14 protein-coding genes are annotated in these 13,505 nt (G+C 68.9%); 9 read left to right on the plus strand and 5 right to left on the minus strand.

Annotation, left to right across the window (positions count from 1 at the left end; genetic code table 11):
- Nucleotides 1-177: 177 nt before the first annotated feature.
- The gene (locus DEJ48_RS02335) at nucleotides 178-567 is read left to right on the plus strand and encodes a hypothetical protein (protein ID WP_150213991.1); all 390 of its coding nucleotides are present in this window, start codon (nucleotides 178-180) and stop codon (nucleotides 565-567) included.
- Nucleotides 568-654: 87 nt separating this feature from the next.
- Nucleotides 655-1,053: a hypothetical protein gene (locus DEJ48_RS02340; protein ID WP_150213993.1), complete on the plus strand. Its 399-nt coding sequence runs from the start codon at nucleotides 655-657 to the stop codon at nucleotides 1,051-1,053.
- 120 nt (nucleotides 1,054-1,173) lie between these two features.
- Here the strand turns inward: DEJ48_RS02340 and DEJ48_RS02345 are convergent, their stop codons facing one another.
- On the minus strand, nucleotides 1,174-1,968 hold the full coding sequence (locus DEJ48_RS02345; RefSeq protein WP_150213995.1) for a phytanoyl-CoA dioxygenase family protein: 795 nt from the start codon (nucleotides 1,966-1,968) through the stop codon (nucleotides 1,174-1,176).
- Between the two features lie 105 nt (nucleotides 1,969-2,073).
- Nucleotides 2,074-2,907 (minus strand): PIG-L family deacetylase, encoded by an 834-nt coding sequence (locus DEJ48_RS02350; protein WP_150213996.1) that lies wholly within the window; start codon nucleotides 2,905-2,907, stop codon nucleotides 2,074-2,076.
- Between the two features lie 524 nt (nucleotides 2,908-3,431).
- Here DEJ48_RS02350 and DEJ48_RS02355 point away from each other — a divergent pair.
- Nucleotides 3,432-4,076 (plus strand): BlaI/MecI/CopY family transcriptional regulator, encoded by a 645-nt coding sequence (locus DEJ48_RS02355; RefSeq protein ID WP_150213998.1) that lies wholly within the window; start codon nucleotides 3,432-3,434, stop codon nucleotides 4,074-4,076.
- A gap of 74 nt (nucleotides 4,077-4,150) precedes the next feature.
- Here the strand turns inward: DEJ48_RS02355 and DEJ48_RS02360 are convergent, their stop codons facing one another.
- Complete coding sequence (locus tag DEJ48_RS02360; protein ID WP_150214000.1) at nucleotides 4,151-4,606, minus strand: peptidase inhibitor family I36 protein; 456 nt, start codon at nucleotides 4,604-4,606, stop codon at nucleotides 4,151-4,153.
- 437 nt (nucleotides 4,607-5,043) lie between these two features.
- On the opposite strand from DEJ48_RS02360, the gene DEJ48_RS02365 reads away from it, so the two are divergent.
- From DEJ48_RS02365 to DEJ48_RS39570, 3 genes are all read left to right on the plus strand, one after another.
- Nucleotides 5,044-5,643: a DUF6058 family natural product biosynthesis protein gene (locus tag DEJ48_RS02365; RefSeq protein WP_150214002.1), complete on the plus strand. Its 600-nt coding sequence runs from the start codon at nucleotides 5,044-5,046 to the stop codon at nucleotides 5,641-5,643.
- The gene (locus DEJ48_RS02370; RefSeq protein ID WP_150214004.1) at nucleotides 5,640-5,951 is read left to right on the plus strand and encodes a hypothetical protein; all 312 of its coding nucleotides are present in this window, start codon (nucleotides 5,640-5,642) and stop codon (nucleotides 5,949-5,951) included. The genes DEJ48_RS02365 and DEJ48_RS02370 overlap by 4 nt, the downstream gene beginning before the upstream one ends.
- Nucleotides 5,952-6,363: 412 nt before the next feature.
- Nucleotides 6,364-6,519, plus strand: a complete 156-nt coding sequence (locus DEJ48_RS39570) for a hypothetical protein (protein ID WP_190537140.1) — start codon at nucleotides 6,364-6,366, stop codon at nucleotides 6,517-6,519.
- 203 nt (nucleotides 6,520-6,722) lie between these two features.
- Here DEJ48_RS39570 and DEJ48_RS02375 read toward each other — a convergent pair whose 3' ends face one another.
- Nucleotides 6,723-8,165 carry an aldehyde dehydrogenase gene (locus DEJ48_RS02375; RefSeq protein ID WP_150214006.1) on the minus strand — a complete coding sequence of 481 codons (1,443 nt, stop codon included), beginning with the start codon at nucleotides 8,163-8,165 and terminating at the stop codon, nucleotides 6,723-6,725.
- Nucleotides 8,166-8,346: 181 nt separating this feature from the next.
- The gene (locus DEJ48_RS02380; protein WP_150214007.1) at nucleotides 8,347-8,556 is read right to left on the minus strand and encodes a hypothetical protein; all 210 of its coding nucleotides are present in this window, start codon (nucleotides 8,554-8,556) and stop codon (nucleotides 8,347-8,349) included.
- 230 nt (nucleotides 8,557-8,786) lie between these two features.
- Between DEJ48_RS02380 and DEJ48_RS02385 the strand changes: the two genes are divergently transcribed.
- The 3 genes from DEJ48_RS02385 (at nucleotide 8,787) to DEJ48_RS02395 (ending at nucleotide 13,498) form a co-directional block, all read left to right on the plus strand.
- On the plus strand, nucleotides 8,787-9,905 hold the full coding sequence (locus DEJ48_RS02385; protein ID WP_150214009.1) for an alpha/beta fold hydrolase: 1,119 nt from the start codon (nucleotides 8,787-8,789) through the stop codon (nucleotides 9,903-9,905).
- 169 nt (nucleotides 9,906-10,074) lie between these two features.
- Nucleotides 10,075-10,563 (plus strand): TetR/AcrR family transcriptional regulator, encoded by a 489-nt coding sequence (locus tag DEJ48_RS02390; protein WP_150220899.1) that lies wholly within the window; start codon nucleotides 10,075-10,077, stop codon nucleotides 10,561-10,563.
- 166 nt (nucleotides 10,564-10,729) lie between these two features.
- Nucleotides 10,730-13,498, plus strand: a complete 2,769-nt coding sequence (locus DEJ48_RS02395) for a helix-turn-helix transcriptional regulator (RefSeq protein WP_150214011.1) — start codon at nucleotides 10,730-10,732, stop codon at nucleotides 13,496-13,498.
- Nucleotides 13,499-13,505 lie beyond the last annotated feature (7 nt).

Genomic DNA, 13,505 nt, shown 5'->3' on the forward strand with positions numbered 1-13,505 from the left:
AAGTGTGGCCACGTTCCGTCAGGAATGGCCAGGTCCTCTCACTCTCTGCCCGGCGGCGGGTCCGTCGACCCCCTCGGCCTGAGGGCCGGCGTCGGCCGACGGGCTGAGAGCTGGGCAGTGGAATGGGGTGCCGTCGACGCCGGAAGCGGACGTGTCGGACCGAGGTAGCGTTCCGGCATGACGTCGACGCCGCCCCGTTTTCCGCCGTATCCGATACGTGGCGTCCGTGTGCTGCACAAGAAGGAGAACTGCGCCCCGCACTTCGCGGAGATCGAGGTGGACTTCGAACCCGCGGCCGACGGCTTCGCCTTCGGGGTGGACCCAGGCCTGAAGGTGGCGTACGAACCGGCCGATGACCTGCCACGCTTCTTCGCCGCTGCCGCCGCGGGCGTCGAGGAATTCCTGAGCGCACCCGAGTGCGGAGTCGTCCTCGCCACGCGTGTGGTGCTGCGGCGGGCGCGCGCGGATACGTTCGGCTCTCACGAACTGGCCTTCAAGATAGCGGGCTATCTCGCCGCGCGCCGAGCGACGGAGATCCTGACGACCACAGGACCACCAGGCAACTAGGCAACTAGGGCCAGATGCGGGGTAGTTGAAATTCCTGCGCAGGTCGGGTCGAGGGGCCCGTCCGCTACGGAAGAACGGGGTGCTGTGATGAGTCCTGCTGACGCGGACACAGTGCTGGCGCGCGGGAGCAGCCTGGACAGCCCGGGCGACTGGGCCATGGTGATCGGGATCCTCGCGCTCTATCTGGCGGTGGGCTTCGGCCTCGAGTATCGGGCGAAACGGCGCCGGGGTGCGCAGCGGCCGGTGAAGGCGGCGGCGAAGGGGCTGTTCGCGGAGCGGGACGGCAGCGCCGGCGCCGACCCGCAGCAGTACCTCGCGAGTCGCATGGTGATGCTGGTGGGCGCGTTGGCGACGGGCGGGGCCGGCTTCCTCACGCGCGGCGCGCCGACCGCCGTGCAGGCCCTGGTGATGGTTGCGGTGGCAGTCGTGGCGATCTCCGCGTGGGCGTACTTCGACTACCGCACGGAGCCGCGGGAGGAGTCATGACCCGCATCCCCGCTGCGCCTGTGCCGCACGCGCGGCTGGGCAGCGCCACACGACCGGCCACGGGGGTTGGTTGGGGCGGAGGCTGAGGCCGGGGCTAGGGCTGAGGCTGGAGCTGGGGCATCACTCGGCCCCGTCCGGGCCGGGGGTGTCACGTCCCAGTCCCCGGCGGATCGCGATCTCCACGGGTGAGTACGCCTTGTCGGCCCGCTCCAGTTCGTACGGGGCGGCCGGCAGCAGCGGGGGCTGGGCCATGAAGCGGGGCCGCGTGCCGTGGTGCGGTTGCGCCGCGTGCACCAGGAACGGATGGCACAGGAAGACGTCGCCCGGTGCCCCGGTGGCCAGGGCGATGGGCCGGTGGTCGGACGCCGCAACCAAATCGGGCGCGAGTGTCAGCCCACTGGCCCCGTCCTCCCCGTACCTCTCCAAGACGTTCGGTACGTCGAGGTGGGAACCGACCCGGATGCGGGTCGGGGCGTCCTCCTCACCTACCTCGCTGAACAGGAACAGCATCAGCAGCGCCCGGCCCCGGGAGCGGAGATTCGTGAAGTACCAACTCTCTCCCTCGGGGAGATAGCTGCCCTCGATGTGCCAGCCGGCGTCGTCCGGCTCGTCCTCGTGGGGGAAGCGCAGCGGGAACGTACCCAGTGAGTAGCGCGGCTCCCAGCGCCCCGCGCCGACGAGCAGGTCGTACGCGTGCTGCAGGTACGGCGAATTGGGCGCCGCGGCGAACGGGCCCTGCGCCATGCCGCCCACCCAGTGCACGGGCTGCGTCCATGTCGACGGGTCGTCCGGGTCGCAGCCCGTCTCCCGCCACAGCAGCCGCGCGCAGTCCGCAGCCACGCGCGGCGCGACGGCACCTTCCACCTTCACGAAGCCGTCGCGGAGAAACCGGGATACCAAGGTCGTGTCGTCCATGCCCCCATCGTGCGGCGCCGCGGCCCCCGGCCACCCGACACTTTCCGCACCGCTTCTGTCGGGTGGCAGGGGCGTCCACGGAGGCGGCGTCGCTGCGCAGGACCCTCAGCGCAGTCCGGCGAAGAGATCGTCCTCGGGGACGGGCGCGTCCGTGGCGTCCTGGACGCGGACGAAGGTTTCCAGGCCCATGAGCTCGCCGAACCTCTCCTTGCCCATCCTGAGGAAGAAGATGTTCTCGCCCTGACTGGCGTGCGCGGCCAGCGCGTCGAACTTCTGACCGCTGAACGCGGTCGTGTCCACCCATGTGGTGATCTCGTCGTCGGGCAGGCCGATCTCGGCCAGCGCGGCGGCCTCGGCAGGGTCCGGCTCCGGCATGTCCTCGCCGAATTCGCGCATGATCTCCCCGAACTGCTGCATCGCGGAGCGGGGCATCGCCGTCCAGTAGACCTTGGGTGTCAGGTCGGTCATCTCGAGCGCCGCCATCGTGATGCGGTTGGCCTGGATGTGGTCGGGGTGGCCGTAGAAGCCGTTCTCGTCGTAGGTGACGACCACGTCGGGCCGGTAGCGACGCATGAGGTCCGCGAGCCGGGTGGCGCCTTCCTCGACGGGGGTCCGCCAGAAGGACCCCGGAGCGTCGTTGCTGGACCAGCCCATCATCCCGGAGTCGGCGTAGTCCAACATCTCGAGGTCGCTGATCTTCAGGGCCTCGCAGCTCGCCACGAGCTCCTGCCGACGCATCGCGGCGACGGCCGCGGGATCGTGGCCCGGGTCGCCCGGCTTCACACCCCCGGGCCCGTCGCCGCAACCGCCGTCGGTACAGGTCACCAGAACCGTACGAATCCCCTCGGCCGCATAGCGCGCGAGGACCCCTCCGGTTCCGGTGGCCTCGTCGTCGGGGTGGGCGTGCACCGCCATGAGCGTCAAGGGCCGGTCAGCCATGAATCAGTCCTCCAACAGAAAGTGAACAAGGTTCGACATGAGGGAACGGGTGGAGCACCACGCTCCCGAGAAAGCCTGGCTCCCCTCTCGATCAACAGCGTCGGCCGCGCCGGTTGTTCCCGCGCACCCGAACGGTTCACCGCGTCCTTCGCCAGCGGGGTGAGGCCTTGGGTGCCGGGGCTTGGGTACAGGGACCTGGGTGCAGGACTTGGGTGCCGGACAGTCCCGCGACCAATGCGACGGACAGTGTCCCGACCCATCCAAAACCCCTCGCCCGTCCAAAACTCCTTGCCCGCAGGCTCTCCCCCGCGGACATGAGCCCGTATTCTTCACTGACCACACATGAGTTGCTTGCGTTACATGTGGGCAGCCAGTCTCGAGAGAGACACTCTCGAACGCGCCCCACGTCCGCGTGCTCGACCCCGAGCACACCCACCATCCGCACGATTCCTCACCGCTCGGTCCCCCACCCGCTCGGTCCTCCTCCCCGCACACCTACGTCCCCACACGAAGAGGTCACCTCAATGACAGACGCTCAGCCGGAAACCCCCGGAGTGCAGGCTCAGTACGCCGCCCGAGTCGCCGCGGACCTGGAGACCAACCGCAAGGAACAAGAGCGCATCGGAGCCGAGGTCGCGGCGCTGCAGGAGCAGTTGCAGGCACTCGAGAACGACCACGCGGTGCTGCTGAGCATGCAGCAGGCGCTGGGCTCTCCCGGCCCTGCGACAGGCAAGACCAAGCAGCAGCCCTCCCGCCCGCAGAAGGCGGTCCCGGCCCCCCGGACAAGCAATAGCAACTCCCGTCCGACCCGGTCGAAGAAGGCCGTAGCAACCAAGGACAAGCCGACGCCGAACGCGCCGAAGGCCGAGGCGGAGACGCAGACGAAGCCGTCTCCCTCACCCAAGGCTGGGCCGACCCTCGTCGAACTGATCGACGACCACCTCGTCCAGCAGAACGAACCGCGCTCGGCCGCCGAAATCACCACCGCACTCGCCCAGGCTCTCCCCGACCGCACCGTCAAGACGACCGTCGTGCGCACCACGGTGGAGGGCTTGGTGGCCAAGGGCCGCGTGCAACGCACCAAGCAGGGCTCGTCGGTCTTCTACACCTCGGCGACCCCGACGGAACAGTCCGCCGCACCCCAGCCGGAGACCTCCTCCGCCAACTGAACTGCGCAACAACACGCTTACGCCCCCGGCTCGCGATCCTGAGCTGGGGGCGGGGTTGTTGCGAGGCGGCTAGCTCACGGGCAGTAGAACCGGAGGGAGGAGAGCCTGTCGTTGTTGTACGACTGCGAGGTCCCGAAGCCGTAGTCGGCCTTCCGGCCCCAACTCCAGGACGACGCGAAGTCCAGGTCGGACGGGTGCATCTCTCCGTTGGGGTCGTCCCAGAACTCTATCTGGCACTGCGAGTTGTTCAGCCAGGACGAAGTCTGGTTGTCGGCCAACTCCCCGTTCAGGAAATGGGTGTTCGTGAGTCTCACGATCTTGGTGTTACCGCCCGCCGACGGGGGCGTCACGATGACCTTCGAACCCGTTCCGCCACCGTTCTGATAGAGGCACAGCGCCCATGCGGGGCAGCCGTCGTACGGTGCGTTGGCCGCGGAGGCGGGCGCCGCGGCGAAGAGCAGCGCCGCACCGGCAACTGCGCTCGCCGCTGCAGCCGCAGCGGTCTTCAGCCTGAACGAGTTGAGAGTCATGGAGTTCCACTTTCCAGTCGAAGCGGGGAGCCACTACGTGTGAATACGTGTCACACGTTAGCAGTAGATACGTGTGAACTGACGTGACTCCGCACATGTGGACGGCGGACACAACTGCGTTGCCACGGCTGGCGCGACAACTAGGGCGTGTCTCTTCGATCAGGTAGCGCGTTCTTCTGACCATGACGTCGGGGGATCTGGCTGACGCAGAGTGGGCCGTGCTGCAGCCGTTGTTGCCGCTGAGCAACAGACGGGTGTGGTCGGTGGGCGGGAGAGTAATGGTCAAGAGCTGTGGATCGGTGGGCGGAGCGAGGGTGAGGTGCCCTTGTGCTGTCGTGGTTCCATCGATGGTTCGGTGAGTGCCGAACCGTCCGGCCGGTAGCGTGCCGAGTCCTGTGCGGGAGATGCCCGCGCTGGTGAACGCCGGAGGCGACCCTATGTCGGAGACAGATCTGAAGCAGCAGCTCGCCGAGCGATTCCGCGAAGTCAACGGCGACCATCCGATGACCGATACCGATGACGCATACGTCAGCGCGCAGTTCGTTGCCCTGGAGGAACTGTGCGCAATTCGTGGCCGCGATGCCGATGCGGTCCGCCGGCTGATGCTGGGGCAGCATCTGCCGCTTCCGGGATATCTGCGCTCCGACGGTGCCGAGATGGTGCCGGCCGACCTGTTCGCTCTCGCTGACGAAGCTGGCGGCGTAGAGCTGCTCGAAGCGTGGTTCACCGCTCACTGGGCCGACCCGATCACCGGGAAGGCGGAGTGGAATGCGTATCTCAGCGGACAGTACGTGTGCCTGCACTCGGTGACCCCGGCCGCCATTCAGCGCAAAGATTGCCTGACGACCGCGATCAGCGCCGCAGCGAACGAGCCGGATGCCGGTTCAGCACGGTGGTCTGAGCGGCTGCACGCACTGGTCGACGAACTCGACACGCTGGAACCGGCGTTCACGGCCTACGACCGTCTTCGGTTCGGCGGACCCACGTCCCGGGACACCTGCATCGACGCCCCGCGCGCCCGCTTCCCGCGCCCGTGACCCCGATCCATGGGTGGCTTTCTGCGGATTGGTTGCAACGCGTCGCGGAGGACGCGATCGCCGTCGATCCGTTCGACCAAATGACGAAGGACCACCGCTACATCTACTCAAACACGGGAGCCGTGGGCATCGTGGACCGCCCGAACCAGGGCGCACTCAAGGACAAGCTCTTCGCGTCGGTGCGAGTCACCCATGACGACGCAACCGAATCCGACATGCATAAACTCATCACCGCCTACACCGAATCGGCCGCCTCACCGAAGGAGTGCACGGGCAAGGGGCGGCAGACGGCGCGCAAGGGCGCGTAGTGCCTGTGGCCTCGCCACCAACGACTTCCTGCACCAGCAGTCGGAACGTCCCCACTGCGGATCTAGGAATGGCGCTTCAGCAGCAAGGTCTGAGCCAATCGCGCACGCAGCGGGAACCCACCGACTGTGCCAGGCGTGATGAAACACATGCCGAGCACCGAACGCACCCGCAGACGATTCAAGGCGAAAACTCGAAAGCCGCCGGCAGCCCTCCAGCGTCCCGAACCCGGGCGCGGAACACCGGTCCTCGTCAATCTGCTGCTCGGCATCCCCCGGCCTGCTGCCGCTCTTTCTGGCCATCAAGTCCGCGACCACTTACAGCGGTTGCGGCTCCCTGGCCGCCCCGACGGCAAATACGACCCCGGACTGCCCGGACACGGATACCGGGTTCGTGATCTGGTGTGGCGCTGCCGTGCTCGGCGGCATGATGCTGCTGGCGATCCTTACGGCGAACGTCTTCGTGCCGATCGCGTACCGGTGGCGGATCCGCCGATGGCTTGCCGCATCCCTGGTGCTGCCCGCCCCGCAGGCCGTCATCGGCACCATCTGCCTTTGGAAAGCGAGTTGAACAGGCCACATGGTTCCGTCGCCGACTCGGACCACCTCTTCTGGAGTCGTGACAGCCCTCCAGACGAGGTCTTGCAGGTGGACCAGTCCCGCCCCCGGCCGGGAGTAGTACTTCCGCGATCCTTCAGGCTGACACGGCAACCACTATTCGTCACCAGTCAAGGCAGTGACGATTCTCGATCGGCGGCCCATGTCACCGCCGTCTCACACCGTGATGGTCTTGTACTCGGTGTAGGTTCCGAGGCCCACCGCCCCGTACTCCCGGCCGATACCGCTCGCCTTGAAGCCGCCGAACGGACCGTCGAAGCCGATGGAGGCGCCGTTCACCGTGACCGTGCCGGTGCGGATGCGGCGGGCGACCGACAGCGCGTGCTTCTCGTCGGAGGACCAGATGCCGCCGGAGAGGCCGTACTCGGAGTCGTTGGCGATACGGACGGCGTCGTCCTCGTCCTCGTATGCGATGACGACCAGGACCGGACCGAAGATCTCCTCCTGTGCGATGCGCATGGAGTTGTCGACGTCGGCGAAGACCGTAGGGGTCACGTAGTTGCCCCCTTCCAGGCCCTCGGGGAGCCGCGGCCCACCGGTGACCAGGCGGGCACCCTCCTCGATGCCGAGCCGGATGTAGTCCCGTACGCGCTCCTGCTGGGCGGGGCTGATCATGGGGCCGATGAAGGTATCGGGATCGTTCGGGTCGCCGACCTGGAGCGACTCGACCAGTTTCGCCACCGCGGCCACGACCTCGTCGTAACGGCTGCGCGGCGCCAGGATCCTGGTCTGGGCGATGCACGACTGGCCGTTGTTGAGCAGGGAGCCGAACTTGACGCCCGCCACTGCCTGTTCGATGTCGGCATCGGGGAGGATGATCGTCGCGGACTTGCCGCCCAGCTCCAGGCTGACCCGCTTGAGCTGCTCGCCCGCGATCGAGGCGATACGGCGGCCCGCCCGCGTGGAACCGGTGAAGGCGATCTTGTCGACGTCCTCGTGCGACACCAAGTACTCGCTGGTCGCACGGTCCGCCGGCAGCACGCTGATGACCCCATCGGGCAGTCCCGACCGATCGAGGAGCTCGGCGAGGAAGCCCATGCTCAGCGAGTTCTCCGGGGACACCTTGAGGACGACGGAGTTGCCCGCCAACAGGGCCGGGATGATTTTCGAAGTGGCGGAGGAGAACGGCGAGTTCCAAGGGATCACCGCTGCCACGACGCCGACCGCCTCACGGCGCACCACGCTGCGCGCCGGGGGCGCGGGGGCGGTGGGAACGAGATTCTCCTCCCAGCCGAACTCCTCCGCCGCCTTCAGGTAGGCGTTCGCCTGGCGGCTCAGGCCGGGCTGGCCGGCGCGGGTGAACCAGCCGGCCGAACCGCTTTCCAGCGAGATCAGTTCGGCGACGCGCTCGGCGTTCTCCTCACGGAGCGCGTTGAATCGCCGGAGCGCCGCTATCCGCTCGCGCGGCGGAGTCAGTCGCCACACGCCCGCCTCGAAGGACGCCCGCGCCGCGGACACCGCCCTGTCCATATCCGCCGGCTGCGCCTGAACCGCACGGCCGATCACCGATCGGTCGTGCGGCGAGGCGATGTCGAGAAGCTTCGGGTCGCTCGGCTCGACCCAGTGGCCTCCGATGAAGAGCCGGGTGTAGGTGATCATGTGGCGCCCCTCTTCCCGTGATGTCGGCGGCGCATCGCAGCCAGTTCTAAATGTCACACCAGTGTAGCGCTTGCGCGTGTTAGGTATACATCAAGGTGGCTACAGGCGTCGCGCGCGACGACTTGGAGGTGCGGGCCCAAGGGGGTACGCCTCCCGGTCCCGGGGGCACGGTTTGGGGCGGTTAGTTCAGGGCGTCGTGCAGCGTTTCGACCGCGGACGACGCCACCTGCTGGACCGTGCCGGACTCCTCCCCGATCAGCACGTTGTTGGACCGGCCCGCGCCCTGGTCGAGGGTGCCGCCCTGTGGAGGATTCACCTCGGTCGCGAGGGCGGGGGCCGCCGACGCGACGGACGCGACGGCGAGCGATACGGCTACGAGGGCACGCTTCATGGAATTCATACGCTGCAAACGATCACGCCTCCGCGCCGTCACACGATTCGCAATCAACCGGCCTCGCACCCACCCCCTCGCCGCCACTCCCCGCCCCACGCCACTCTTCCCCTCCCGCGCCGCCACATGGCACACGCGTCACCACCTTGACCGGTGACGCTCCCTGTGCGAGTGTCACCACGCCGAAGCGCACGGTCGGCTCACCGGGCAGGCATGACAGAGGAGTTCACATGTTCGACAGGCGTACCTGCAGCAAGGTCGCGGGGCTGGGCACCGGAGCGGCTGCCGTTTCGCTGGCCGGTACCGGTCTGCAGACCCAGGCGTTCGCCGCGACCGCCTCGCCCCGGCACGGCGAAGGCCCCGGCAGCGGCCCCGGCCACGCCCCCTCCACCACCACGCCCGCCGCGCCCGCCCCGCCCACCGTCGCACCCGGCACCCACACCGAGTTCGCCAGAATGAAGCACGTCAAAGCGGGAGTCCTCGACATCCACTACGCCGAGGCCGGGCCCGCCCACGGCCCGGTCGTCCTGTGCCTGCACGGCTGGCCCTACGACATCCACAGCTTCGTCGACGTCGCCCCGCTCCTCGCCTGCCTCGGCTACCGCGTCATCGTTCCCTACCTGCGCGGACACGGCGGCACCCGGTTCCTCTCCAGCCGAACCCCTCGTACCGCCGAACAGTCCGCCGTCGCCCTCGACATCGTCGCCCTGATGGACGCCCTAAAGATCGATAAGGCAGTGCTCGCCGGGTTCGACTGGGGATCGCGCACCGCCGACATCATCGCCGCCCTGTGGCCCGACCGCGTCAAGGCCCTCGTCTCCGCGAGCGGTTACCTCATCACCGACGTCAAGGCGCAGTTGGAGCCCGCCGCCCCGGGCGTCGAGCACAACTGGTGGTACCAGTGGTACTTCGCCACCGAGCGCGGCAAAAGAACCATGGAGAACGTGGACGACCGCATCGCGTTCTGCCGCTACGTGTGGAGCCTCGTCTCCCCCAACTGGGACTTCGACGACGCCACCTTCGCGCGTACCGCCGAGGCCTTCCGCAACCCGGACTACGCCGCCATCGTCCTCTTCAACTACCGGTGGCGCATCGGCCTCGTCGAGGGGGAACCCCGCTACGACCGCTACGAGAAGCTGCTCGCCGCCCAGCCCTCCATCCACGTCCCCACCATCACCCTCGACGCGGCTCTCGATCCCTTCACTCCGCCCGGCGAGGGTTCGAGCTACCGGAAACACTTCACCGGGCCGTACGAGCACCGCACCGTCGCGGACATCGGGCACAACCTGCCGCAGGAAGCACCCACCGCCTTCGCCCACGCGGTCGTCGACGCCGATCGTCACCTCTAGGCGGACCGTCACCTCCACCCAGAAGCCACGAGGCTGCGGCAGTTATGTACGTGACGTGCACTCCCACGAGGCATTAGCCGCGTCAGCCGCACCAAACGTGACTAGACTCGGTGCGGTGAGAGCCGACGCAGCACGCAATCTGGAAGCCGTTCTGACCACCGGAGCCCGCATGCTCGCCACCGATCCCGGCGCGAGCATCGCGAGCATCGCGACGGAGGCCGGTGTGGACCGGCGCACGGTCTACCGGCGCTTCGCCTCTCGCGAAGATCTTCTCACCGCCATCTACGAAGCCCGTCTCGCGGCCATCGAGCACGCCATCGACGATGCCCGGCTGCGCGAGGCCCCCGTGGCGGTCGCCCTGCACCGTTACGTCGAGAACATCATCACCGTCAACCGCACCTGGCCCGTCGACCTGACGCGCATGCTGACCGACGATGCCGTCCGCCGCCGCAGGAACGCCTCCGCTCAGGAGGTGGACGTGTTCCTGCAACGGGCCACCGACGAGGGCCTCCTGCGCCGCGACCAACCCGACGGATGGGCGAGCGCACTGCTGCCCCAGCTCATGCACCTGGTGTCACGGCACAACCCCGAGCTGAGTGCCGGGCAGGCGGCCGACGTCGTGGTCGACACCCTGCTCCACGGTCTCGGGCCGAGGTGACGAAACAGCGGCCTCCGTCAACACGTGTCCCGACGACTCGACGTGTTTCCGGAGGTGGCTCGGCGTGTCCGCTTCCCCGCCGGGCGGGCCCGGGCGCGGTCTTCGGCAGGGGCGGGACGCAGGAGGGCGACGACGTGCGCCATCTCATCGGACAGGAAGTGGGGCGATGGAGTCGATCGACGGGGCGATAGTCGGGCGCGAGCGGGAGCAGGGGGTGTTGGCCGGGTTCCTGACGGCCGCCGGAGGACGGTCCCTCGTCCTGCGCGGTGACACAGGTGTGGGCAAGAGCGCTCTGCTCGACCACGTCGCCGAACTCGCCTCGCGCGCGGATCACCGGGTGGTCAGGGCGACCGGCGTCGAAGCGGAGTCGGAACTGCCGTATGCCGGCCTGCACCAGTTCCTGTATCCTCTGCTCCCCTCCATCGACCGACTCGACGACAGCCCCCGGAAGGTCTTCGACGTCGTCTTCGGCAGGAGCGAAGGCCCGCCGCCGTCGGTGATGACACTCGGCATCGCCGTCCTCGACCTGCTCTCGCTCGCGGCGTCCCGGCAGCCTCTCCTGCTCGTGCTGGACGACGGGCAGTGGTTCGACACCTCCAGCACCGAGGTGTGCGGGTTCGTGGGGCGACGGCTCACCGGCAGCTCGGTCAGGTTCGTCGTCGGCCTGCGCTCGGACGTACCCTCCGGCTTCGACACGGCCGCCCTGCCCCAACTGCCCGTCACCACCCTGCCGGAGAAGGCTGCCGAACACCTTCTGGACCTGCGCAGTCCCGGTCTCGCCCCGCGGGTCCGCCGGTTGATCCTCGACGAGGCGCAGGGCAACCCGCTGGCCCTGCTGGAACTCCCGCCGCATGTGCTGCGCAGCGGCCGGACGGCCGACGGTCGGCAGGAATTAGCCGGATACACCGGTGTCCCCCTGCCCCTGCGCCTTCAGCACGTGTACGGCGCCCGCATCGAGGCCCTCGACGGCGCCGTACGCGCGGAACTGCTGCGGGGCGCCCTGGACGGCGTCGGGGCGGGCACGGCGACCGGGCCCGCCCGCGGCGCGCGCTACCGCATGATGGACGCCGACGAGGCGGCTGCCTGCGGTCTTCTCGACGTGGACCCGCTCAGCGGTGACTTCGTCTTCCGGCATCCGCTGGTGCGCTCGACGGTCGTCCAGAGGGCGACCCCCAACGAACGGCGCGCGGCCCATGCCGTCCTCGCGCGGGTGCACCGCGACGACGTCGAACGGCGCGCCGTGCACCTGGCGGCTTCGACTATCGACCCCGACGAGCAGGTCGCGGCCGTGCTCGAGGCCGCGGCCGAATCCGCCACCCTGCGGGGCGGTTCGCTCGCCGCGGTGTCCTGGCTGACCAGGGCGGCGGAGCTGAGCGAGAGTCGCGAGGAGCGGTCACGGCGGCTGGGCAGCGCCGCGTTCGTCGCCGGGCACGCCGGTCTTCTCGGCCGGGCGCAGCAACTGGTCGGCTCCGACGCGGCGGCGGGCAGAAGTGAGTCGCCGGCCTCAGTGGTCACCTCGGCGTACGTCGCACTGTACGAGGACGGCGATGTGCGGTCCTCGCGGCGCCACGTCCTGGCGGCGATCGAGAACATCCGTGACGGCGGTGTGCGGGAACCGGACGAGGTGCTGAACCGGTTGGTCAACCTGCTCCTGGCCGTCAGCCAGTACGCGAGTGACGGGTCGTCATGGCAGCGGGCGCACGAGGTGCTCGGCTCCCTGGGCGATCGCATGGCCGCGAACTCCCGTATATACGAGGATGCTTGGGGTGACGTGGTCTGTCGCGGGGCGGGCGTGCGCGAGCGGGTGGAGCTCGCCATGGCCGACCTCCACACACGTGAGCCGTGGGAGATCACCCGCCTGTGCGTCGCCGCGTACCACGTGGACACTCTCGGAGCGTACCGGCCGCACCTCCAGCGCATCGTCGACCGCGAGGTGGAGACCGGGGCCGTGGCATCGGGCATGACCATGCTGCACCTGATCATGCTCGACCAGATGGCAGTGGGCGAGTGGGACGACGCCGAGCGGACGGGTCTGCGCAGCCTGGACCTGACGACGTCGCACGGCCACGCGCTGTTCGCCCATCAGACCCGTGCGTATCTCGGCCTGCTCGCCGCCCTTCGCGGCAGGACCGCACACGCGCGAGAACTCCAGGTCACCGTCGACACCTGGGCCCGTCCCCGCGGCGTCGGCTTCCTCACCCAGCTCGCCGACGCCATCGGCACCACCGCCGCCCTCACCGACGGCGACTACGAAGCGGCATACCTCCACGCCATCGGCATCACACCCCCCGGCACCTTCACCCCCTACGCCCACCAGGCCTCCCGCACCCTCCTCGACCTCGTGGAAGCAGCCCTGCACACCGGTCGTACGGAACAGGCCCGCCGCCACGCCCTGGCCGCCCAGCAGGCCGGACTCCCCGACGTCTCCCCCCGGCTCGCCCTGCTCACCCACGGCGCGCTCGCCATGACCGCGACCGATTCCGCCGAGGCCGACGACATGTTCCGGCGCGCCGAGAATCACCCCGCCGCAGCCACGTTCCCCTTCGAACTCGCCCGCATACGGCTCGCGGACGGAGTCCGGCTGCGTCAGACCCAGGGGCGCAAGGCGGCCCGCCTCCCCCTGACCCGCGCCGCCGAGGCCTTCGAGCGCCTCGGCACGCTCCCCTGGGCCGAGCGGGCGCGAGCGGAGCTCCGTGCCACCGGCACGGCCGTCGCCGCCTCCTCGGCACACCTCGCCGAGCTGACATGGCAGGAACGCCGGATCGCGGATCTCGCCGCCGGCGGGCTGACCAACAAGGAGATCGGCGCACGCATGCACCTGTCTCCGCGCACCGTCAGCTCACACCTCTACCGGGTCTTCCCGAAACTCGGCATCACCTCGCGCGCCGCACTGCGCGATGCCCTGGGGCGCCTGCCCGAGGAGCGGGACGCATGACTGCGCC

Origin of the sequence: Streptomyces venezuelae (assembly GCF_008642315.1) — a bacterium.
GTDB lineage: Bacteria > Actinomycetota > Actinomycetes > Streptomycetales > Streptomycetaceae > Streptomyces > Streptomyces venezuelae_D.